18 protein-coding genes are annotated in these 22,763 nt (G+C 37.8%); 14 read left to right on the top strand and 4 right to left on the bottom strand.

Going from position 1 to position 22,763, the window contains the following annotated elements; translation table 11 throughout:
• From R2R28_RS17950 to obgE, 3 genes are all read left to right on the top strand, one after another.
• Positions 1-376: hypothetical protein (locus R2R28_RS17950; protein ID WP_316827065.1), on the top strand; the 376-nt coding region annotated here is incomplete at its 5' end.
• 984 nt (positions 377-1,360) lie between these two features.
• The gene (locus R2R28_RS17955) at positions 1,361-1,936 is read left to right on the top strand and encodes an adenylate kinase (RefSeq protein WP_316827066.1); all 576 of its coding nucleotides are present in this window, start codon (positions 1,361-1,363) and stop codon (positions 1,934-1,936) included.
• A 189-nt stretch (positions 1,937-2,125) separates the two neighbouring features.
• Complete coding sequence (obgE, locus tag R2R28_RS17960; protein ID WP_316827067.1) at positions 2,126-3,121, top strand: GTPase ObgE; 996 nt, start codon at positions 2,126-2,128, stop codon at positions 3,119-3,121.
• 67 nt (positions 3,122-3,188) lie between these two features.
• Here obgE and R2R28_RS17965 read toward each other — a convergent pair whose 3' ends face one another.
• Positions 3,189-3,902: a YdcF family protein gene (locus R2R28_RS17965; protein WP_316827068.1), complete on the bottom strand. Its 714-nt coding sequence runs from the start codon at positions 3,900-3,902 to the stop codon at positions 3,189-3,191.
• A 179-nt stretch (positions 3,903-4,081) separates the two neighbouring features.
• Positions 4,082-4,447 carry a YtxH domain-containing protein gene (locus tag R2R28_RS17970; protein WP_316827069.1) on the bottom strand — a complete coding sequence of 122 codons (366 nt, stop codon included), beginning with the start codon at positions 4,445-4,447 and terminating at the stop codon, positions 4,082-4,084.
• A gap of 103 nt (positions 4,448-4,550) precedes the next feature.
• Here R2R28_RS17970 and R2R28_RS17975 point away from each other — a divergent pair, with 103 nt between their 5' ends.
• From R2R28_RS17975 to R2R28_RS17990, 4 genes are all read left to right on the top strand, one after another.
• Complete coding sequence (locus R2R28_RS17975; RefSeq protein WP_316827070.1) at positions 4,551-4,931, top strand: OsmC family protein; 381 nt, start codon at positions 4,551-4,553, stop codon at positions 4,929-4,931.
• Between the two features lie 89 nt (positions 4,932-5,020).
• Entirely contained in the window at positions 5,021-6,274 is a 1,254-nt protein-coding gene (locus tag R2R28_RS17980; protein WP_316827071.1) for a DUF2130 domain-containing protein, read from the top strand.
• A gap of 200 nt (positions 6,275-6,474) precedes the next feature.
• Positions 6,475-8,619, top strand: a complete 2,145-nt coding sequence (locus tag R2R28_RS17985) for a glycoside hydrolase family 97 protein (RefSeq protein WP_316827072.1) — start codon at positions 6,475-6,477, stop codon at positions 8,617-8,619.
• Between the two features lie 361 nt (positions 8,620-8,980).
• Positions 8,981-9,457 carry an acyl-CoA thioesterase gene (locus R2R28_RS17990; RefSeq protein WP_316827073.1) on the top strand — a complete coding sequence of 159 codons (477 nt, stop codon included), beginning with the start codon at positions 8,981-8,983 and terminating at the stop codon, positions 9,455-9,457.
• Positions 9,458-9,704: 247 nt separating this feature from the next.
• Here the strand turns inward: R2R28_RS17990 and R2R28_RS17995 are convergent, their stop codons facing one another.
• Together R2R28_RS17995 and R2R28_RS18000 are read right to left on the bottom strand one after the other, a co-directional pair.
• On the bottom strand, positions 9,705-11,456 hold the full coding sequence (locus tag R2R28_RS17995; RefSeq protein ID WP_316827074.1) for an ATP-binding protein: 1,752 nt from the start codon (positions 11,454-11,456) through the stop codon (positions 9,705-9,707).
• Positions 11,457-12,099: 643 nt separating this feature from the next.
• Positions 12,100-12,621, bottom strand: a complete 522-nt coding sequence (locus R2R28_RS18000; RefSeq protein ID WP_316827075.1) for an NAD(P)H-dependent oxidoreductase — start codon at positions 12,619-12,621, stop codon at positions 12,100-12,102.
• Between the two features lie 181 nt (positions 12,622-12,802).
• On the opposite strand from R2R28_RS18000, the gene R2R28_RS18005 reads away from it, so the two are divergent.
• The 7 genes from R2R28_RS18005 (at position 12,803) to R2R28_RS18035 (ending at position 22,761) form a co-directional block, all read left to right on the top strand.
• Positions 12,803-13,606 (top strand): AAA family ATPase, encoded by an 804-nt coding sequence (locus R2R28_RS18005; protein ID WP_316827076.1) that lies wholly within the window; start codon positions 12,803-12,805, stop codon positions 13,604-13,606.
• 7 nt (positions 13,607-13,613) lie between these two features.
• A complete protein-coding gene (locus R2R28_RS18010) occupies positions 13,614-14,522 on the top strand; it encodes a ParB/RepB/Spo0J family partition protein (protein ID WP_316827077.1) in 909 nt (302 codons plus the stop codon).
• Positions 14,522-15,235: a DUF5683 domain-containing protein gene (locus tag R2R28_RS18015; RefSeq protein ID WP_316827078.1), complete on the top strand. Its 714-nt coding sequence runs from the start codon at positions 14,522-14,524 to the stop codon at positions 15,233-15,235. Before R2R28_RS18010 ends, R2R28_RS18015 begins: the two co-directional genes overlap by 1 nt.
• A 124-nt stretch (positions 15,236-15,359) precedes the next feature.
• Positions 15,360-16,094, top strand: a complete 735-nt coding sequence (dapB, locus tag R2R28_RS18020; RefSeq protein WP_316827079.1) for a 4-hydroxy-tetrahydrodipicolinate reductase — start codon at positions 15,360-15,362, stop codon at positions 16,092-16,094.
• Between the two features lie 84 nt (positions 16,095-16,178).
• Entirely contained in the window at positions 16,179-17,372 is a 1,194-nt protein-coding gene (gene lepB / locus R2R28_RS18025) for a signal peptidase I (protein ID WP_316827080.1), read from the top strand.
• Positions 17,373-18,022: 650 nt separating this feature from the next.
• Positions 18,023-21,253, top strand: a complete 3,231-nt coding sequence (locus R2R28_RS18030) for a SusC/RagA family TonB-linked outer membrane protein (protein WP_316827081.1) — start codon at positions 18,023-18,025, stop codon at positions 21,251-21,253.
• Positions 21,254-21,258: 5 nt separating this feature from the next.
• Entirely contained in the window at positions 21,259-22,761 is a 1,503-nt protein-coding gene (locus R2R28_RS18035; RefSeq protein ID WP_316827082.1) for a RagB/SusD family nutrient uptake outer membrane protein, read from the top strand.
• Positions 22,762-22,763: the final 2 nt, after the last annotated feature.

The raw sequence follows: 22,763 nt of genomic DNA on the forward strand, positions 1-22,763 counted from the left end.
GTTATCTAAATTGAAATTTCAACGGAATGTTGATTTTGCACAAACCCTCCTTGATTATGAAACTAAGCTTGATTTATTGCTGGATTCAAATTTTTTGAATACCAAATTAACTTTCAATGACTATGCAATTCTCAATAATAAAGTTCCTGGTATTAAATTTTTACAGAATATGGATTTTAAAGGGAATCTGGTAGGTACCACAGCCTACATCCAAATGTACAACAATCAGCTTATAAAGCTTCATCGTTTAAATGAAAACATTACTTTATTATCCCGTGCAAGCGTTTTTCTAGGTGGGGTGTTAATCGATGGGTGGTTTTTGCCCGAAAGAAGAATATATGAGAAGGAGCCTTTTTTTAAGTTGACAGATGAGTAAATAAGATGTGCTAAAATGTGACCCGCATTGTTTACTGTTAGCAATCTCCACTCAGAAGATGTAAACTAATTCTAGTATTATAACTCAAAAACGACAAGTAAAATCAGGACGAGTCAAATTGCTAATGACAAAAAAATAAAGTGACTGCGCGGTGTATTTGCGTAGATAGATAAAATAAAAAATAAGGAAAATATTTTTAGTGATTGCAACAAGAGATTATTATTTCCGTTGGTATGAAGTTCATTTTCTGAAGTATTTTCAACATCGTTTTATTTAGAATCTTAGAAAAAAATGCCCATACCCAATTTTGGACGTTTTTGAAAATCTCGCATACTGAATTGAAAAATGGTTCAAAAACATGTTCTATTGTTGTTTAAATGGGGTTCAATTCTGATCCCAAAAATGCATTTTTTCGCATTTTTTGGACGTTTTTTCAGTCCTTAAATTAGCTAAAAAACTAATTTTCCAATTTTTCAGATTAATGGGAAGAAATTTAGAAACTACCTTCTGGGTATCACAAATGGGCTATTTTTGTCTACGTTCCACATTATCGAACAGTGTTAGTAATGGAATTATTTGTTCAAGTGGCGTCCCCAAGTGTGCACAAAAGCTTCAGAGAAATCTGGAGCTTTTTTGTTTTATCGCTTTCCAATCGCGATATCTAACGATACATATCTTTATATTTCCTAAATTTTAATTAATGGTTAAAGAAATGTTTTGCGGTTTAGTTCAATGTTTCAAGAATATTCTGTTAAATGTAAAAATGGCACAAGATTCTTTGTAGAATAAGATAAATGTCATCAAAATAGCGCTTTTTTAAATAAATTCTTAATTATAAATGGCATCTAAATTAATAATTATATATTTGCAGCCTTGAAAGTACACAATTGTCTCATCCCTTTTATTTGATGATTTGCAGTTTACTTTTAATAGAGCCATAGGAATAAGGCTTTTTTAATTTTGAAGACAACCTAAACAACTTGAATGCTTAATTTAGTTCTCTTTGGCCCTCCAGGGGCGGGTAAAGGCACCCAATCTGAAAAACTGATTACAAAATATCAGTTAGTACACGTTTCAACAGGCGATCTTTTTAGAGCACACGTTAAAGGAGAAACCGAACTAGGAAAAAAAGTTAGTCAATTGTTAGCTGATGGAGAATTGGTTCCTGATGCCCTTACAATTGCCATGCTTGAAGAAGAGGTGGATAAAAATCCTGATGCAAAAGGATTTGTGTTTGATGGATTTCCACGTACCGTTCCTCAAGCAATAGAGCTTGATTTATTTTTAGAGCGTAAAGGCAGCAAAATCGCTGGTGTAATTGCTTTAGATGTTGATCAGCACGAGCTAACAAAACGTATAGCCGAACGTCATAAAACCAGTGGCCGTCCGGATGATGACGCTGAAAAATTGAAAAAAAGGATTTCAGAATATTTCGATAAAACCATCCATGTATTACCTTATTATGAGGAGCAGGGAAAGTTAAATAAGGTAAATGGAATAGGCGAAATAGAAACGGTATATAACGATCTTTGTGCTGTAATTGATCAGTATCAGGTATAAGTGTATCGGATAGTTCGTATCAATTAGCAAGTATCAAATATCACGGAAAAGGAATATGATTAATTCCTGATCCAAATATTTAAAAACATACAAAGAGTTATAATGTTAAAACGTTATAACTCTTTAATTTTAAAGGAACTGTCATTTTAACGTTCCAAATTAAAACATTCAACATCTCAATAGCTTATTATGTCACAGGGTTCAAATTTCGTAGATTATGTAAAAATCTGTTGTCGTTCTGGTAAGGGAGGGGCAGGTTCGGCGCATTTACACCGTGATATTTTAACATCAATGGGTGGTCCTGATGGTGGTGATGGTGGCCGCGGTGGCCATATTATTGTTAAAGGCAGCATCCACATCTGGACATTATTACACCTTAAATACCGTAAACATATCATTGCCGAAGATGGCGGTGCAGGCGGTAGTTCGCATAAATTTGGTAAACAAGGTAAGGATGAAATTTTGGAGGTTCCATTAGGTACCATTGCTAAAGATGCGGAAACGGGAGAAATTCTGTTCGAAATTACGAAAGATGGTGAAACCAAAATTTTAACAGCCGGTGGCCGTGGTGGTTTAGGCAATGCACACTTTAAAAATTCAGTACAGCAAACACCACGTTTTGCACAGCCCGGAGAACAGGGACATGAAGTTTGGAACATCTTAGAATTAAAAGTGCTGGCGGATGTAGGTTTGGTAGGTTTCCCAAATGCTGGTAAATCAACATTACTTTCTGTGGTTTCTGCTGCTAAGCCCGAAATTGCCGATTATCCGTTTACTACCATTGTGCCTAACCTGGGCATTGTAAGTTACAGGGGCGGAAAATCTTTTGTGATGGCCGATATCCCCGGGATTATCGAAGGCGCATCAAAAGGTAAAGGTTTAGGTTATCGTTTCTTACGCCATATTGAGCGTAATTCGGTGCTTTTATTTATGGTTCCGGCCGATACCAGCCGTTCCATTAAAGAAGAATATGAAATTCTTAAAAGTGAACTGGAATCTTACAATCCCGAATTGATGCAAAAACCACATGTGCTGGCGATCACTAAATCAGACATGCTGGATGATGAGCTGATGGAAGAAATGAAACAGGATTTACCAAAAATCCCATCCATATTTATTTCTTCAGTTGCCGAAAAAAATATCCTGGAGTTAAAAGATATGCTTTGGAAGGCGATTGAAGGATAAAGCAGTTCATAAGTCAATGGTCAGTTGTTCATTAGTTTTTAATCTGCCAAATGAACCAACTAACCGGCTAACTTCTATAACGGTCTGCCACTAAGCCAATCCATTCTTTAAATAGCAGTTCCCACGTGCCTAAGGCTGAGGCGCTGGGGATGATGAAATCACCTAAATCAAATTCGGTACTTCCGGTAAAATTGGTTGGGTAATATTCGATTTTCTGCGTATTCTGCTTTCCGAAGGCAATTTTTGCCCTTGGGATGTGCCAGGCACTTGTAATGATTAAAATCTTAGCCTGAGGATTCTTTTTTGCAATTAGCGCTAAACTATTTTTTGCATTTTCGAGGGTATTTCTGCTCTGATTTTCGATTAATATTGCAGAATCAGGGATCCCGATCAGTTTCAAATAATTAAGGGCCAAATCGGCTTCTTTTACCTCTTTATCGATCAATTTTGCACTTCCGCTGCTCAATAAAATCTGCTTAATCTGTCCTTTTCTGTATAAGGCAATGGCTTGGAATAACCGGTCACCAGTCCAGTTGAAAGCGATTTCGTTGTTACGCTTATTTAAGCCAGAAAAACCTCCCAATACAATGCCTACATCGTATTTCTGTGGTTTGGGGTAACTGGCTTCGTAATGACTTAATATTTTTCCAACGATAAAACCATTGGAAAAAAAGAAGAAAAAAATGGTGCTTACTATTAAATATTGTTTCCTTTTTTTTGGATTTTTAGTTACAATGGCTAAAATCAAAAGCATAAAAACCCAAACGATGGGTTTAATCAAAAACAATAAAATTTTAGAGAGGATAAAAAACATGTGATGCCATTATCCTGTAAAGCTAAGAAATTAGCCTTGGAATGTCGTCAATTCCAGCAGAATGGAGAAATCAAATCTATAATAGATCTCTCCATTCACTGCATTTCAGTCGAGATAATGACTTTTCTTTAATATATTTTAGTTTTTTATCCCTGTCCTTCCTGCACCTGACCATTTTCATGGGCATTTTCCAAAATTTCTTTTACATCCGATTTACGTTTCTTGGTAACAGTATGTTTAAAATGGGGTATTTCGTGTTCAACAATATCTTCTTCGATGGCTTCCACTCCAAAAACCTTTTCTTTTAAAAGATTGTATTTGTCCTGAAATCCATAACGTAGATTTCTGGCACCACCAGCAATTTTTCCGCGGGTACCGGCACCACTATCGGGTGCAAATAAGATACTAATTACAGCACCTGCAGCTAAACCAGCCACAATGGCAAGGGCAATTTTCGCACTATTATCCGATTCGTGTTTTAAATATTTTCCGATTAACTTTCTGTATTTCATAACGTAGCATTTTTAAAAGGAACAAATGCCGTCATATAATGTTTCGTAAAATCTCAACAAAGCATAAAATTTGGTAAGTTTAATATTTTAAAATATCCGATAAATGGTAAAAGCAACAATAAATAAAGAACACTATGCGTGTTCGGTAAGTAATGGCTCTCATGATATTATAGTAGACGAACCGATAGCGTTAGGCGGTACACATAAAGGTTTTGCACCAAAAGGTTTGTTAATGGCTTCCTTAGCATCGTGCGTGGCCATCACCTTAAGGATGTATGTGGATAGAAAAGAATGGCCGGTTGATAAAATAGAAGTAACGGTAAATACCGATACCGAAAATGGCGAGATGGTGTTTTTTGAAGAAATTACCTGCACCGGGCAATTGAGCGAGGAACAAAAAAGCAGGCTGGAAGATATTGCTTCTAAATGTCCGGTAAGTAAAATTTTAACCGTAGGGCACGAAGTGCGATCAAAAGTACTTTAAGCAAATGGTGCAAAACTTGGCTATCCAATCCTGAAAAAGCTTTAATATCTTTGCAAATCCCAGTGTTCGCTGTGGTAAAAAAATAATTTATGCCTACCGAAATAAAATGCCCCAACTGCGCCCATGTTTTTCCGATGGAAGAAGCCATGGCCGAAGATTATAAAAAAGAGCTGCGTGAAAAAATGTTGTCGTTTACAAAACAACGTGATAAAGAGTACCAGGACAAAGTTGCTGCTTTAGATGCTGAAAAACTGCAGCAGCAACGGGCTTTTGAAGTACAGCTGGCCGAAGAAAAAACTAAGCTTAAAGATAATTTAGAAGAAAACCTTCGCAAAAGTATTTCTGCTGATTTTGAAACGAAATTGCAGATGCTGGAGGGGACCGCAAAAGATAATGCCGAAAAACTAAGGCTGGCCCGCGAAAAGGAACTGGGGTTTTTACGTCGGGAAGAAGGGCTGAAAGTAAAAGAAGAAGAGATGGAACTGGCTTTTCAGCGTAAAATGCAGGAGCAGCGCAACGAACTGGTAGAGCAGATCCGTAAACAGGAAGCCGAAAAAAACAGCATTAAAGATACCGAACACCAACTGCGTTTAAAAGAACTGGAAAAGCAGCTTGACGATCAGAAAAAGCTCGCCGAAGAAATGAAGCGTAAAGCCGAGCAGGGTAGCATGCAATTGCAGGGCGAGGTGCAGGAGCTAATTTTAGAAGAATTATTACGTAGTAATTTTCCTTTCGATTTAATCGAAGAAGTTGGTAAAGGGGTTCGTGGTGCAGACTGTGTGCAGGTGGTACGCAACCAGTTTGGTCAGGAATGTGGCAAAATTATTTATGAAAGTAAACGTACCAAAGATTTTGGAGGTGACTGGATCGAAAAGCTGAAAAAAGATATGCGGAGTATGGGCGTTGATGTTGCCGTAATCGTGAGTCAGTGTTACCCAAAAGGCATGGATTGTTTCGGTCAGCGCGATGGCGTTTGGATTTGTTCTTTCGAAGAAGTAAATGCGGTTGCTTATGTGTTGCGTGATGGGATTTTACGCTTATCAAGTGCAATGAAATCACAGGAAAACCGGGGCGATAAAATGCACATGCTTTACGATTATTTAATGGGTGTTGAATTTTCGGAGCAATGGAAAGCGATCAGGGAAGGTTTTATGAGTATGAAATTATCCATTCAGCGTGAACGCGATGCCATGGAGCGTTTATGGAAAGCCCGCGAAAAACAATTGGAAAAAGTATTGTTAAATGCCACACACATCCGAGGCTCGATAGAAGGAATTGCAGGCAACGATAGTGTGCAGTTAAGTTTAACGGATGAAGATGATGATGCGTTACTTTTGGAGTAATGTTGTTGATTTAGCCCTCGCAGGTTTAGAAAATGGTTCGTGGCGACACGAACCATGCGCGGGAAAACAAATATAAATTTCATACATTCCGCCGCGATTCGTGTTGCCACGAACCGGAACATAGCAGGCATTTTAGTATTAGATAAACCAAAACTTGCAATCTCTAATGTTGTAAATAATAATAATAAATAAACGATAACATGAATAAAAAACTTAACCAATCTTTTAACTACTCTAAAATCCTTACTTTAATATGCGCTTTGCTCTTTTTTGGGGATGCTTTCGGGAACGTTCCCGTAAAAGATTTGAAATCGCCGGATGGTAATCTGGTAGTTAGCTTTGCTTTGGCTGAAGGGGGAGTACCTACCTATAGTTTAAAGTACAAAGGAAAAGACGTGATTAAAACCAGCCAACTGGGGCTTGAACTTAAGGAGGGTAAATCTTTAAGGAGTGGTTTTACGATAAGCGATACCAAAACCAGCACTTTTAACGAAACCTGGAAACCGGTTTGGGGCGAGGTAAAAGAAATTGTAAACCACTATAACGAACTGGCCGTAACGCTGACCCAAAAAGAAACGAACCGTTATATTGTGGTGCGCTTGCGTTTGTTTAACGATGGTTTAGGTTTTAGATATGAATTCCCGGAGCAGAAAAACTTAGATTATTTTGTAATCAAAGAAGAGAAAACCCAGTTTGCACTGGCCGGAGATCATAAAGCGTTTTGGCTTCCCGGCGATTATGATACACAGGAATACAGCACTGTAACTTCAAACTTATCAGAAGTACGGGCTAAAATGAAAGCTGCGGTAACACCAAATGCATCGCAAACTACTTTTTCGCCCACGGGATTACAAACGCCTTTGATGATGAAGAGTAAAGATGGTTTATACATCAATATCCATGAGGCGGCATTAATCAATTATTCGTTGATGTCGTTAAATCTCGATGATAAAAATATGGTTCTAGAATCATGGTTAACCCCTGATGCCATTGGGGATAAAGGTTACATGCAGGCACCATGTTTATCACCCTGGAGAACTATTATTGTGAGCGATAAAGCGGCTGATATTTTGACTTCAAAACTCACTTACAACCTTAACGAACCTACAAAGTTTAAAGATGTATCGTGGATTAAACCAACCAAATATGTGGGTGTTTGGTGGGAAATGATCACCGGAAAAAGCACCTGGGCCTATAACGATTTAACCAGTGTGCAATTGGGTGTAACGGATTATTCGAAAACAAAACCAAACGGAAAACATGCTGCAAATACAGCACACGTAAAAGAATACATTGATTTTGCAGCTAAAAATGGCTTAGATGCAGTTTTGGTTGAAGGCTGGAACGAAGGCTGGGAAGATTGGTTTGGTAAAACCAAAGACTATGTATTTGATTTTGTAACACCATATCCAGATTTTGACGTGCAGGAACTGCACCGGTATGCGGCCAGCAAAGGCATTAAAATGATTATGCACCATGAAACCTCTTCGTCGGTACGTAACTATGAACGCCATTTAGATACTGCTTATAAGTTTATGAAAGCCAATGGTTACGATGCGGTAAAAAGCGGTTATGTGGGCAATATGATCCCAAGAGGAGAGCATCATTACGGTCAATGGTTAAACAACCATTACCTATATGCCATCCAAAAGGCAGCAGAATATAAAATTATGGTAAATGCGCACGAGGCAGTCCGTCCTACAGGTTTGGCCCGTACCTACCCGAACTTAATCGGAAACGAATCGGCTAGGGGAACAGAGTATGAAGCTTTCGGGGGCAACAATGCCGATCATACCACCATTTTGCCATTTACGCGTTTAATCGGTGGACCAATGGATTATACCCCGGGTATTTTCGAAACAAAAGTTAGCGCCTACAATCCTGAAAATACTTCTTTTGTACACAGTACATTGGCCCGTCAGCTTGCCCTTTACGTTACCATGTACAGTCCGCTGCAGATGGCGGCCGATTTACCAGAAACTTATAACAAGTACATGGACGCTTTCCAGTTTATTAAGGATGTGGCGGTAGATTGGGACGATACCAAAGTTTTGGAAGCAGAACCTGGCGATTACATCACTTTTGCACGTAAAGCTAAAGGAAAAAACGACTGGTTTGTAGGCCGTACCAATGATGAAGAAGCACGTACCTCTAAAATAGATTTCAGCTTTTTAGATCCGGGAAAAAAATATACAGCAACCATTTATGCTGATGCAAAGGATGCTAATTATGAAACCAATCCAAAAGCTTATACCATCCGTAAAATGGAGGTAACCAATAAAACGAAACTTACACAATATTGCGCTCCGGGTGGAGGGTATGCGATTAGCATAATGGCTAAATAATTTTGTGGTGTCAGTTGGTAACAACTGACACTATAATCTTCATTAGTCACAGGTAACATCTTACTACACATTATTTTCTAGTCGTAGCGCCTCGCTACGACTTTTTAGTTTCTAGTTTTTTCACGGATGTACACACCTGCTCTACCATTCAGGCGGGGCTGAGAGGGATCAAATGTCAATATCTGTGTTTATCCTTTTTATCTGTGGTTAAATCTTCCTATGGTGTTAAATGCTGCTTTAATAAGTTTGTCTGTCAGATGGTAACATCTGACAGCACGACATGACTTTTTTGCTGTGGCTTTTAATTATACCTTATTTTATAATATCTTAGCAACACCATTAAACCAAGCAGGATACTATTATGCCCAGGACTAAAAACCATATCGAACTTCAATTTTTAAGCGAACCTTCTGATGTTAATTACGGTGGTAAGGTACATGGTGGTATGATGATGAAATGGATTGATCAGGCTGCTTTTGCCTGTGCATTGCAATGGAGTCAGAGTTATTGCGTAACCGTTTATGTGGGAGGGATCAGGTTTTTTCATCCTGTGCATATCGGGCATTTGGTTAAAATGGAAGCCAGGATTATTTACACTGGTAAAACCAGTATGCATATTGCCGTTGATGCTTTTTCTAAACCAGTTGGAAAAGGCGACTTTGTTAAAAACACGCATTGTATCATCGTTTTTGTAGCGGTAGATGATAACGGACAGCCCCAACCGATCCCGTCTTTCAAACCAAAAACAGAAAAAGAAATTGCCATGCATGGCTACGCCATCAAACTGATGGAACTGCGCAAAAGCATTGATAAGGAAATGGAACCGTATATTGTGTAAGCGTAAGGTGGGTTGCGTTTGGCGGCACAACCATCTTCAGTTTAACCACGGAGAGAACAGAGGAGAGGCACAAAGCACACAGCGTTTGGCGGTGCTGTTTTCATCTTTTACCTGCCTCTGTGCCTTCTGTGTAAACTTAGTGTCCTCTTTGGCAAATCTTCGACTCCGCTCAGCCTGACAGGGACTATCCTCTCTACGTTTCTTTGCAAAAAAAACTTCGCGTTCTTTGCGGTAAAAAATGCGAAATCTATTCCACAACAGGCAAACTAAAACAAAATTTACTTCCCTCACCAATAGCACTCACTACCCATATTTTGCCTTGCTCTGCTTCGATAAAATCTTTAGAAATAGCTAAACCCAAACCTGAACCCGATTTATTCTGCCCATCGGTAGGTACCTGGAAATACCGGTCGAATAAACGTTTCTGGTATTTTTCATCAATGCCTTTCCCAAAATCCTGGACTGAAAATTGGATAAAATTATCTTTTTGTAAAACATCGATCACCACTTTCGATTTTTCGGAGCTGTAGCGTAGCGCATTGGATAAAAAGTTGACCAACACCCAGGCTGTTTTCTGGATATCGGCATATACATTTGGCAGATTTTGATCGCAGTTTAATTCGAGTTTGATGGACTTTTGCTCCGCCTGAAATTTAACAGCATCTACCGCATATTGCACAATATCTTCAGGTTTGGTAAGGGCAAAGGTGAGTTTTAAATTGCCGGTTTCTACCTGCGAAAGATCGAGCAACTCGCTGGTAATTTTTAAAAGCCTGTCGCTATCTTCCTTAATATGGTTCAGCAGTTCGTGCTGTTCTTCGTTCATGGTGCCCACACGTTCATCATTGAGCAGTTTTAAGCTCATTTTGATGGATGATAGCGGTGTTTTTAGCTCATGTGAAACTGTGGCGATGAAATTCGTTTTGGCCTCATCCAATTCCTTAAACTGGGTGATGTTTTTCAGAATATAAACGCTACCAGCAGATTTTGATGAGGCAATTAAGGTTTTTTCTTCCTGTTCTTCATAGTTAGGGATAATGATTTCGCGGTTTTCTAAAAGGAAATAAGATTCTTTATCGTCGGCGTATATTTTTAGGGTATTATCTTCCGTATCCGGTTTGATGATGCGTTTTAACAACTCGTTTTTCTGCATCAGTTCCGCAACATTCTGTCCGATTACTTTATCTTCATCCAGGTTCATCAGTTTGGCTGCCAGGTGGTTCAAAAACAGCACTTCACCTTTTTCATTTAATCCGATGATGGCATCCTGCATCTGTGCGATAATGGCTTCGATACGCGATTTTTCCGATTTAATTTTCGATAAATTACTATTTTCCCATTCGTTCAGTTTAACCACCATGCCGTTAAACGAATCGGCCAGTTCGGTAAATTCATCACCGTTTTCGAAATGCAGGCGTTGTTTGTAATTTTTGCGACTGATTTGTTTAATGGCAGCGCTAAATTCGGCCAGCGGGTTGGCTACAAAACCCGGAAAATTGACGATAAAAGTAAACAGGATGATAAAACTTAATGTCGCCGCAATCATGATATACAGGTTTGCTCTTGATGAAGCTTGGTTTGCCAATTCGTTTTTGTCGTAAATGGCTTTCATGTTTACCTGCTCAATGTTTTGTAACGCCATCCGCAAATCTTTAATGCTATTTTCTTTAATGGCCACAGATTGTGCGCTACTCAATAGCTTAAAAGCAGTTTCTAGTTTTTGAAAAGCCACTTTTTCGCCGGGTTCGGTAATGTTTTGGCCTTCGTTTTTTAAGTTTTCGTTAAATATAACCTGTTGTGGACTACTTAACGGAAACTGGTTCTGATCGATTACATTGCGCATAGCAGCAACATATTTCAGCGATTTGTAGTTGTCTTTAAGGATCACTTTCGATTTATCAGACAACTCATTTAAATAAAAGAGCGCGATCAACCCGAAGGATAAAACGATTATAAAGAGAAACCCGAATCCGAGGCGGAGCTTGGTTTTTATTTTCATGGTGTTGTAGTTTAACCGCAAAGGGATCAAGGTTTTTTCGCTAAGGAACGCAAAGCAATTTTTTCTCTCTGTGGTTTTGCAGTAAAAATAGGTTATAATTAAATCTGTTTCTTGATTAACTAAATTACATAACAACTCGTTAAATAAATAGCATCTGTTTGGTCTATAGCCAATAGCTGTGCCAGTAGATTGGGGTTTTATTTAAGTTGTTGTTTATTAGTTAGATATGATATTTTTGCAATTATGCCGAGCAAAAAACCTTTTCATTTTGGAAGGGTTTTTATCATATTGAACTGTTGTTTTTGGAAATTTAGAGCACTGTTTTATGTTCCCTAAACCTGATCGTAGCGAACACGGAGTGCAACGGAGTAATGCGAAGAGCAGGGACAAACGCTCCTATGAAATATGGATTTTGCTTTCAAAAAAAATAAATATATTATTTTGTTTTTTTTGGAAAGCAGATGCATACCATTTAGGATAATGTAGTCCCACTGTCCGCTTTACTGCGTGCCCGCTTCCATTGGGTTTAGGTGGCCCGGCTAGTAATAAGATTCGGGGCTGCGGGGTACAGAAAAAATGAATAACTACTAGATTTTTTTTTATCTGTCGGTGCCTCACCGACCAAAATATCAAGATCAGTTTCCTAAAAATTGATAAACTTCTCTATCTGCTCGTTGGTAAACTTAATGGTATCCGAATGATTGAAATTACCTTCGGCATCTAATTCGGTTTTAATATTGGGAATATGCAGTCGTAAAGGCAAAATATTAAGGTGGATATAATGACAAACACCTGTAAAATGATCTACACCGCGGATATTACCGTATTTACCAGAAGAAATACCAACCAAAGCCGCTTTTTTATCATAAAAACTGTCGGGGAAATTACAGGCATCAATCAAAACCTTTAACACCCCCGGATAACTGCCATTGTACTCGGGCATAATAAACAAAAACTTTTCCGTTTCGTTAATCATGTTCTGGATTTCCTGAAAAGCTTCCGATCTTTTACCATACATATCCGTATTCAATACATCGATGGGCAAGTGCTCCAAACTAAACAAATGGGTATCTACACCTTTTTCTTTTAGTTGCCTTTGGTAATATTTGGCCACTTTTAGCGTATTGCTATTGGGCCTGTTGGTAGCGGCTATAATTGTGATCATGGATAATTGTTAATAAGATGTGTAAAACCCAAATGCGCTTCTTGCTAAAATTGCCATATAGTTTGTATCTTAGCTGATTGTGAAAAAGGCCGTAAACAAGGCAAAAATAGAACTTTTTAACAATTTTAACGCATAAATAACACAGCCCAAATAAACGTTTAGTAAATTTCGGATACATACGATGAGCAAAATTATTGCATTAGCAAATCAAAAAGGTGGGGTTGGTAAAACAACTTCATCTATAAACCTGGCTGCGAGTTTGGCCGTTTTAGAATACAAAACTTTACTGGTTGATGCTGATCCTCAGGCAAATTCGACTTCAGGTATCGGTTTCGATCCCCGGAATATTAAAGATAGTATTTATGAGTGTATTATTAACGATATCGATCCTTTACAGGCGATACAGAAAACAGATACACCTAATCTAGATTTACTGCCTGCCCATATTGATTTGGTTGGTGCGGAGATTGAGATGATTAACCTGAACAACCGCGAGTATAAAATGAAAGCGGTTTTGGAGAAAATAAAAGATCAGTATGATTTTATCATTATCGATTGTTCTCCATCATTGGGTTTAATTACCATTAATGCCTTAACAGCTGCTGATTCTGTTATTATCCCTGTACAATGTGAGTATTTCGCTTTAGAGGGTTTGGGTAAACTGTTAAATACCATTAAAATTGTACAGAACCGTTTAAACCCTGATTTGGAAATTGAAGGTATTTTATTAACCATGTACGATGTGCGTTTACGTTTATCAAACCAGGTGGTAGAAGAAGTGAAAACACATTTCCACGAATTGGTTTTCGATACCATTATTCAGCGTAATACCCGTTTAAGTGAGGCGCCAAGTTATGGTGTGTCGGTAATTATGCACGATGCCAACTGTAAAGGGGCAATTAACTACCTTAACCTTGCCCGCGAAATTGTAAAGAAAAACGGCCTGTTAAGGGAAGAAGAAAACATTGGAACAGCAACTTTATAAATTATAGATGACATCTTTTCAGCGAAAAACAGGTTTAGGAAGAGGGTTAAGTGCGCTTTTAGATGATAGCGAATCTTCTCATCCGCCGAAACAGCAGGTAAACGCTGTAAGCGAAACCGAGCAGATTGGCAATATCAGTCACGTAAGTTTAACTGAAGTTGAAACCAATCCATTCCAGCCGCGTACCGAGTTCGATCAGGTAGCTTTAAACGAGTTGGCCGATTCGATCAAAGTACAGGGCCTCATCCAGCCGATTACGGTTAGGAAACTGGGTGCCAATAAATACCAGTTAATTTCTGGTGAGCGTAGGTTCAGGGCTTCTAAACTGGCTGGTTTAACCCAAATTCCTGCTTATATCCGCAGTGCTAACGACCAGCAGATGTTGGAAATGGCATTGATCGAAAACATTCAGCGCGAAAATTTAAATGCCATTGAAGTGGCTTTGAGTTTCCAGCGGATGATTGATGAAGTAGGTTTAAAACAGGAACAGTTGGGCGAACGTGTAGGTAAAAACCGTACAACCGTTACCAATTACCTGCGTTTGTTAAAACTTCCGCCAGCAATACAGGCTTCTATCCGCGATCAAAAAATCAGCATGGGCCATGCCAGGGCATTGATTAATGTGGATGGCGTGGATAAGCAATTATACATCCACCAGGAAATCCTTGATAAAAACCTTTCGGTACGTAAAGTAGAAGAAATTGTGCGCAACCTGCAGCATGTTCCGGTACCGGCAAGTGAAAAACAAAAAGAAAGGGCTGTTTCTTTTCAATACCAGAAACTACAGGACGATCTGGCCTCTAAATTTGCTACCCGTGTAAAATTAAAGGTAACGCAGAACGGTAAAGGGGCAATTGAAATTCCTTTTATGAGCGATGACGACCTCAACAGGATTTTAGAGTTATTAGACTGGTAATGCAGAGGACTAAACTTTTAATACTGGTTTCTCTATTTACATTTTTTATGGTAAACCTTGCCTCAGCGCAGGTTAAGGATACGGTAATAAAAATAACAGATTCCTCGAAAGTTAAATTGGCTAAACCATTGGATACTGCTGCCCGCAAACCAATGACCAGAAAAGATTCTTTAAAGGCCAAGTATGTAAATCCTGGTAAAGTTGCCGGCAGAAAAGCTGTTTTCAGATCGATGCTTATTCCGGGTTGGGGGCAATATTACAACATCCAGCTATTGAGCGATGGTTATGGTACAAGGGCAGGTAAAAGCCAGGTATTTCAGAAATTATATACCGGTGGAAAAATTGTAGCCATTTACGGCGGCGCCACGGCACTTACTTTATCCCTTATGGATAGCCGGAAAAATTACAAGCGTTTTTTGGCCGAAGCACAGTACCGGGAAAGTCATCCAGGATTAAAAAGTGATTTGACTCAATATACCAATCAGGGGATTTTGGACGGCAAAAGTTTATATAAACGAAATTCGCAGATTGTGTATTTTTCTTATGGTTTACTTTATGCAGCCAACATTATTGATGCTTACGTAGCCGCACGTTTACATTTCTTTAATATTGATGATAACCTTTCTTTTAAAGTAATGCCATCGGTAATCGGTTCCGATACCATGTACGGTTTTAACGCAACGCCTGCATTAAAACTTTCCCTCACCTTTTAATGTAACAAGTTATAAATGATTTCTTCCGATCAATATGAAATCTTAATCGTTTTATTACCTTTAAAGCGTTAAATGTGTTACATACACACTCAATCAATCATAAAAAAGAAATAAATATAAAGAAATGAAAATTGCGCTTTTAGGTTACGGCAAAATGGGGCAGATTATCGAAAAATTTGCAGTCGAACGTGGTCATGAAGTGGTTTTAAAAATCACAGTTGACAATCAGGAAGATTTAACCAGGCAAAATTTAAAGTCGGCAGATGTGGCAATCGATTTTAGTACACCAGATTCAGTGCTTAAAAATATTGATGCCTGTTTTGATGCTAATGTTCCTGTCGTTGTGGGCACTACCGGTTGGTATGGCAAATTACAAGAGGTTAAAGATGATTGCGATAACAGTAACAATACGCTGCTTTATGGGTCTAACTTTAGTATCGGCGTTAATTTATTCTTTAAGTTAAACCAAACTTTAGCCAAACTGATGAATAATTATCCCGCTTATGAGGTACAGGTTGAAGAAATACACCATACACAAAAGCTGGATGCGCCAAGTGGTACAGCCATTACCCTGGCCGAAGGCATTGTAGATAACCTGGAAAGAAAACAGGAATGGTTAAATGAAGTGGTTGGAACTGATGTAGAATTGTTTCCAAAAGCAGAGCAGTTGCTGATCGAATCGCACAGGATCGAAAATATCCCGGGTACACATACCGTGATTTACAGCAGTGAAGTGGATGAAATTGAAATTAAACATACCGCACATAATCGAGCAGGTTTTGCTTTAGGTGCAGTTGTGGCAGCAGAATGGGTGAAAGATAAAAAAGGATTTTTCAACATTACTGATATTTTTGAATAAGGAACAGTTTTCAGTTGATAGTTAACCGTTTATACAATTAACCAGTTAACCAAAAGAAGTGATCGCAGATCAAAATTAAGATATATGAATTATAAATTCTGGCAGAAAAAAAAGGACGCCACCAAAAAGAAAAAATCTAAAACCCGCGAGTGGGTAGATGCTATTGTTTTTGCAGTAGTTGCTGCCACCATTATCCGCGTTTTCTTTATAGAAGCCTATACCATTCCATCTGGTTCGATGGAAAGATCGTTATTAATTGGTGATTTTCTTTTTGTAAGCAAGGTTAACTACGGTGCCCGTATCCCGATGACGCCTGTTGCTTTCCCTTTTGCACACCATACCATGCCTTTAACTACTTCTACAAAGGCTTATTGGGATGGCGTACAGTGGAAATATCACCGCTTACCAGGCTTATCTAAAATCAAAAGAAATGATGTAGTGGTGTTTAACTTTCCTGAAGGAGATACCGTTGCGGTAGAAAACCAGGCTGAAAGTTATTATACCCTGGTGCGTAGTATGGGGCGCCAGCAGGTAAGGAATACCTTTACCATCGTCGATCGTCCGGTTGATAAGCGTGAGAATTTTATTAAACGTTGTATCGGTATTCCAGGCGATGTTATTTCGATGAGCAATGGAATTGCCAACGTAAATGGTAAAAATGAGCCGTTGAAAAATACGGGTATGATGCCTTACCGCATCGAGTTCAAAACGATGGATTTTAACTATGCTGCCCTGGATGAATTTAACCTGAACCTGGGTAATACACCAGCCGTTACTGCTAATACCTATATTGTAGATGCCTCACCTGAAATTGCAGATAAGTTAAAAACTTTCGATTTCGTAAAATCGGTAACTTTAAGTTCTGATGCCCCGGGCGCAGTGCCGGGAGGCGTTTTTCCTAACGATCCGAACAGGGTATGGAACAGGGATAACTTTGGACCAATTAAAATCCCTTCAAAAGGATGGACAGTTAAGGTTGATAGCGTTACCATGCCACTTTATTACAGGGCTATCAGAACTTACGAAGGAAACAAAGTAGAGCAAAAAGCAGGTGTTTGGTATATTAATGATAAACCAGCTACTACTTATACTTTTAAAATGGACTATTATTGGATGATGGGTGATAACCGCCATAATTCTGCCGATTCGCGCTATTGGGGTTTTGTACCCGAAGACCATATTGTGGGCAAAGCCTTATTTGTTTGGATGAGCTGGGACAGCACTGCATCCTTCTTACATAAAATAAGGTGGAGCAGGTTGTTTATGGGGATTCACTAATCAATCAATCAATTCTTAAAATATTTAAAAAGGCTTGCTTATGCAGGCCTTTTTTATGTTAAAATCACCTTTTTAAAAAAATTAAAAAGTTTTTATGTGTTTGTGTTTTTTTTTCATAAGTTTGTTATGTCAGCAATCAGTAAAAAAAATGTACAGAGATAATAAGCTATTATGAACTTAAATTTCGATCCTAACTAAATCGAAGTTTACAATAGAATAATTGCTCATTATAACACCAGAACTAATCATTCCTAATATTTTTTTACTGATTGTTGCCGATGCGAAATGCAAATAAATCTACAACCTAGCCAAAGTATTAAGGTGGAGTTCTAATTTATTTTAGGACCAACCAAAAATTGATACCTGACAAGTATGCAGCTTTATCTGAATAGATATTGATGATTTAGAGAAATTGCAATTCAACCAAATTAAACTAATACCATTTTTATTAAGCCGAACTAATTAATACCAATATATTTCTTTAAAAGAGAGACAGGCAACTGTGCGATAAAATTTATTCAAACTTCGTAGGGATTGCTTTGTGCAATGTTTTATGTGTTTAATTTTCTAACTAAAAAATATGCCAATGAAATAAAATAATTCACCAATAAACCACATGTAAAAAACAAACAAACTAATCAAAAAAGAATATGCAAAAAAATTACTTAAAGTATTTGAGCCTAATTCCACTAATTTTCCTAACCACAATTGCTTACTGTCAAAAAATAATCACAGGAACCGTAAGCGAAAAATCAATAGGGTTACCAGGTGTTACGGTAAAAGTTAAAGGAAAGAAAATAGCCACTCAAACAAATAATGCTGGTAAATATACTATCTCCGCAGAAGAAGGAGATGTTTTACAATTTTCATTTTTAGGATATATTTCAGCAGAACGAACTGTTTCGAAACAAAATACAATAGATCTTACGCTTAAAGAAGATAACACAAACTTGAAAGAGGTAAATGTGAGTATCGGTTACGGAACTCAGAAAAAGCGTGAAACAACGAGTTCTCTATCTACAGTAAAAGGCGAACAATTACAAAACCAGCCAAGTGCATCAATAGAAGGCTTATTGCAAGGACTAGTACCAGGTTTGGTTGTGCAAAACAATTCGGGTTTACCCGGCGGAAGAAGCAATGTAACCCTAAGAGGTGTTGCTGCATTCTCCAATTCTGCCAACTCGAATGTGGTAAGTACACCTTTATTTATTATTGATGGTGTACCGTTAGAACAAGATGTTTTTAATCCTTCCGATCCACGTCAGGCAATTACAAGTGTATTGTCTGGATTTAGTCCTTATGATATTGAATCCATTGATGTGTTGAAAGACGCAGCGTCTACCGCTATTTATGGTTCAAGAGGAGCAAATGGGGTAATTATCATCAATACCAAACGGGGGAAAATTGGTAAGCCAATTGTGAGTGTCAATTCTCAGTTTGGTTTAAGTTATTATCCCGAATTACGTAAAACATTGGGTGGTAAAGCAGAACGTGATTATAAAATTTCTCAGTTTGTAAGATATGGAGGATCAAAAGTAGGTGGTGGTTATACTGATACGCCTATTGAATTAACAGATAGTTTAAATAGTTTCTATAATAATTCAACTGATTGGCAAAAATTATTTTTTAAAAATGCCACTATAAAAAATGTAAATATTGGCATTAGTGGTGCAACTGAAAATGCCAGCTACCGTTTAGGTGCTGATTATTATGACGAAAAAGGTATTGTTCTCGGCTCAGGCTTTAAGCGTTACTCATTAACCTATTCTGGTGTATTTAAGCCTTCAAGTAAATTAACAGTTACAGGTAGGGCAAATTTAAGTCAAACTGATGCCAGCCAACGAAGAGGTGATACCTATAATGCAGCGGTTGTTGGGAATAACTTTTCTTCTTCTTTCAGGCCAGGGCCGGAAAGCGGTTTTTTCGATGCCTATTTAGAATCATATAATAAAGGGGTAAATATTGATTTAACACGTAATGTTCTTGCCCAACTTGAGGCATCTTACGACATATTAAAATGGTTAAACGTTACCTCAAGAGCTTCTGCTAATTATGGTTTTTACAGAACCCGCGGTTTTTCTCCGTCTGCAGTTAATGCAAATCTAAAATCTTCAGCATCCTACTATTCAAGAGAGAATGTAAACCTGTTAAGTGAAACATTTGTTCGGTTATATCATACTTTTGGGGAGAAACATAATGTTGATTTTGTAGTTGGTAACTCGATAAACACCAGCCAAAATGATAATATTTATGGAGGAGCTACCGGAGGTGCTAATGATGCCCAGCAAGTTATCCAAGGATACCCACAGGCTAATTTAAACTTAGTTACCCATAATATCGGTTATGGTTTATTATCGTACTATTCAAGGCTTTCTTATAATTATGATAAGAAATATTTGTTCCAAGCGGTAGTACGTGCTGATGCTTCTTCTAAGTTTGGTGCAAATAAACAATGGGGTTATTTCCCTTCAGGATCTGCCGGATGGGTATTTACGAAAGAAAATTTCTTTATCGAAAACGTAGGTAAGTGGTTTAGCTTTGGTAAAATCAGGGCAAGTATAGGTAAAGCTGGTGAACAATATCAGGATAATTACCTTGCTCTTGGTGCTTATAACTCAGGAGCAGCTGCTAAAAATCCAAATGATCCTCCTGCTTACAGCGATCTTCCAACTTACAACGGAGTGCCAACATTATATCCAAATTATAATGGTGGTAATGGTATTCCATTGCCTGATTTAACTTGGCAAACCTCAAAAGAATATGGGTTAGGTTTAGATTTAGAATTTTTAAACAGCCGTTTAACTACAACTTTTGATTATTACCATAAAAATAAAGATGGTTTCTTATTTCCTGATGCTTTAAATGGTACGAGCGGTTATTCATCTCGTTTTATTAATAGTGGTGCTGTACGTAATACTGGTTTCGAGGCAGCAATTACAGCCTACATTACCGCACCAGAAAAAAGTTTTCAATATTCAGTAACCTTTATCGGCGGAACCAATAAAAACGTGCTTACAAAATTGCCTGATTTTGGACGTAGTGTTACGCGTGGTGGTTATGCAGGTGGATCACCTTATTTACAGGTTGGTAAGCCATTAAATGGTTTCTATCTGCTAAAATACCTTGGCGTTTATCCTGATGATGCATCTGTACCTGTAAATAAATATACTGGTGGTAAGCTTTATCCTAATGGAAGTGGTTTTACTTCTCAGGATCCGTATCATGCCGGAGATATCAGATTATTGGATGTAAATGGCGATGGAGTTATTGATGTTAGAGGTGTTGCTGATAAAGTATATAGTGGAGATCCTAATCCTAAATTTACCGGAAGTTTAGCGCATACATTCAGCTACAAGCTTAGAAATAATTCGACACTGCAATTAAGTTTGTTTTTTAATTATTCTTTTGGTGCTAAAGTATATAATACTGTGTTAGCCGATAGGATAAAAGCGGTAAGTTGGACAAATAGTACAAATGTAAATTATCCAGGTGGACAGAGAAACCTATTGGATGTATCTGACTTAGATATTTGGACACCAACTCACACTGATGCTAAATTCCCTGTACTCAACCCTTGGAGATACTATGCAACTTCTAGTTATGATTTTATCGGTAACTACGATACCAATACCGATCTTTTCTTAGAAAATGGAAGTTTTGTAAGGTTGAACAATGTAAACTTAAGTTATGATTTTGCTCCTAAATTCTTAGCCAAAATAAATGTAAGGAGATTAAGGGTTTATGGAGGAATGAACAATGTGTTTATTATCACCAAATATACTGGAATTGATCCTGAAAATGTTGATTACTATGGTTACGATCAAGGAAACGGATATCCGCTTCCAAATAAATTTAATTTAGGTTTTAACTTTGAATTTTAAGAGATATGAATATTTTAAATAAAAGAAAATCAAAAATACTATACATCGCATTAATGGCTTTTGCACTACTGTTTTCGTGCAAAAAGATATTAAATCCGGATGTTATAGATATTCCGACAGAGGAAAATGCAATAAGTTCTGCTGCAGATGTTGAAAAGGCAATTTCAGCCGCTTATTCTTTCTTGCGTTTTGTTGTACCAGATAAGGTTTTTTTAATGGGCGATATGCGGGCAGATGTTTTTTCGAGTTACTCGCAAGGTCAAAATACTAAAACAGAAACAGCTATCGCTACCAATACTATTGCTCCACTTATCAATAATGGGGGCGGCAATTGGAACGATTTTTATAAAGTAATTGCCCAATGCAACCTGGTACTAGAAAAAATTCCTCAAATATCAACTTATGATGCAGCTACTAAAAAGCGACACATAGGAGAGGCTAGTTTTATCAGGGCTTTAACTTATTTCTATTTAACACGTTTTTGGGGCGATGTGCCTTTGAACTTAAAAAGTATTAATCTGGATAATCTTTCAAGAGCGCCCAAAGCTGATGTTTATAAACAAATCAATGCAGATTTAGACGTTGCAATTGCCAATTTACAGCTTTCTTATGCTGCTGATGATGTCGCCGTAAGAGCTACAAAAGGCGCTGCTTGGGCTATAAAGGCACACGTTATGGGCTGGATGCAGGATTATTCGAGTTGCGAAAAATTGTGTGATAGCGTAATTACCAGAGGCCCATATACACTGGTAGCCGATACAAATAATTTAGTAAGCATTTTTGTCGGAAAAACAAAAGAGGGGATATTTGAATTAAATTTTGATGCAAATGCCAGGGAAGTTCAGAAAAACCGGGTATACAATCGCACATTAGGTCGTCCTTATTATTCCGATTATTCAGATGGTGGTGGCGGTACAGAGAAATTTTTATTATCTCCATCTACAGCCCAAATGAACCAAATGTTTATACCCGGTACCAAAGATGCCAGAAGATTTACGTGGTTTGTAAAAGAGGCCTATGGTAAACCTTTTCAAGTAGGTAAAGACGTTTTCAATAATGATGCAACATCAGGAAGCAGATATTACCTGGGGAAATACAGAACCTTACAATTGAAAGGTGACACAACTTCCCAAAACATCAATGAATCGAATATCATTATAACACGTTTATCAGATATTATTTTGTTAAGAGCCGAAGCGTTGGCGAGCAATACTGTTAACCGACCTGCAGAAGCTATAACCTTACTTAACAGAGTAAGAGGAAGAGCATATGCTAAACCTTATACCAGTGGTGGTGATTTACAGGATACTATTTTGTTAGAACGTAAAAAGGAGCTTATTGGTGAAGGTCAATTTTTCTTTGACTTGGTTCGTACAAGAAAACTTGCAAAGTATTCAAAAATAACGGCAGCTAACTGGTATGAAACTGGTGCATGGTTGTTGCCAATAGATCAAACCATAATTGCAAAGAGCGATTTTGTAATTACACAAAATGACTTTTGGAAATAACG

The sequence above is a fragment of the Pedobacter miscanthi genome (assembly GCF_032678605.1).
In the GTDB taxonomy this organism is placed as follows: Bacteria; Bacteroidota; Bacteroidia; order Sphingobacteriales; family Sphingobacteriaceae; genus Pedobacter; species Pedobacter miscanthi_A.

Excerpts from the sequence above, each read along its gene's own strand:
- R2R28_RS18000 (WP_316827075.1), bottom strand. The coding sequence starts at position 12,621 with ATGATCACAATTATAGCCGCTACCAACAGGCCCAATAGCAATACGCTA.
- R2R28_RS17980 (WP_316827071.1), top strand. The coding sequence starts at position 5,021 with ATGCCTACCGAAATAAAATGCCCCAACTGCGCCCATGTTTTTCCGATG.
- obgE (WP_316827067.1), top strand. The coding sequence starts at position 2,126 with ATGTCACAGGGTTCAAATTTCGTAGATTATGTAAAAATCTGTTGTCGT.
- R2R28_RS17985 (WP_316827072.1), top strand. The coding sequence starts at position 6,475 with ATGAATAAAAAACTTAACCAATCTTTTAACTACTCTAAAATCCTTACT.
- lepB (WP_316827080.1), top strand. The coding sequence starts at position 16,179 with ATGAATTATAAATTCTGGCAGAAAAAAAAGGACGCCACCAAAAAGAAA.
- R2R28_RS17970 (WP_316827069.1), bottom strand. The coding sequence starts at position 4,447 with ATGAAATACAGAAAGTTAATCGGAAAATATTTAAAACACGAATCGGAT.
- R2R28_RS17955 (WP_316827066.1), top strand. The coding sequence starts at position 1,361 with ATGCTTAATTTAGTTCTCTTTGGCCCTCCAGGGGCGGGTAAAGGCACC.
- R2R28_RS17995 (WP_316827074.1), bottom strand. The coding sequence starts at position 11,456 with ATGAAAATAAAAACCAAGCTCCGCCTCGGATTCGGGTTTCTCTTTATA.
- R2R28_RS18010 (WP_316827077.1), top strand. The coding sequence starts at position 13,614 with ATGACATCTTTTCAGCGAAAAACAGGTTTAGGAAGAGGGTTAAGTGCG.
- R2R28_RS18035 (WP_316827082.1), top strand. The coding sequence starts at position 21,259 with ATGAATATTTTAAATAAAAGAAAATCAAAAATACTATACATCGCATTA.
- R2R28_RS17975 (WP_316827070.1), top strand. The coding sequence starts at position 4,551 with ATGGTAAAAGCAACAATAAATAAAGAACACTATGCGTGTTCGGTAAGT.
- R2R28_RS18015 (WP_316827078.1), top strand. The coding sequence starts at position 14,522 with ATGCAGAGGACTAAACTTTTAATACTGGTTTCTCTATTTACATTTTTT.
- R2R28_RS17990 (WP_316827073.1), top strand. The coding sequence starts at position 8,981 with ATGCCCAGGACTAAAAACCATATCGAACTTCAATTTTTAAGCGAACCT.
- R2R28_RS18005 (WP_316827076.1), top strand. The coding sequence starts at position 12,803 with ATGAGCAAAATTATTGCATTAGCAAATCAAAAAGGTGGGGTTGGTAAA.
- dapB (WP_316827079.1), top strand. The coding sequence starts at position 15,360 with ATGAAAATTGCGCTTTTAGGTTACGGCAAAATGGGGCAGATTATCGAA.
- R2R28_RS18030 (WP_316827081.1), top strand. The coding sequence starts at position 18,023 with ATGCAAAAAAATTACTTAAAGTATTTGAGCCTAATTCCACTAATTTTC.